The following is a 282-nucleotide window of genomic DNA, read 5'->3' on the forward strand; positions in this document are numbered from 1 at the left end:
GGTTCGAACTGATGACCTATACCTTGGCAAGGTATCGCTCTACCAACTGAGCTAATGTCGCGTACTATCAAAATCATATAGAAAATTGGAGCGACCTTCTTTATAAATAAAGAGGGGTTCGAACTGATGACCTATACCTTGGCAAGGTATCGCATTTTCTAAAAGCGCAACTGAGCTAATGTTGCATACAAAATTATGTAGAAAATTGGAGCGACATATCAGGTTCGAACTGATGACCTATACCTTGGCAAGGTATCGCTCTACCAACTGAGCTAATGTCGC

General features: G+C 41.5%; 1 tRNA gene. It reads right to left on the minus strand.

What is annotated here, in order from left to right:
• Nucleotides 1-206: 206 nt before the first annotated feature.
• Nucleotides 207-282: transfer RNA gene (locus AAEY97_RS21185), tRNA-Gly, on the minus strand.

Origin of the sequence: Shewanella sp. TB7-MNA-CIBAN-0143 (assembly GCF_040310065.1) — a bacterium.
Lineage (GTDB): Bacteria > Pseudomonadota > Gammaproteobacteria > Enterobacterales > Shewanellaceae > Shewanella.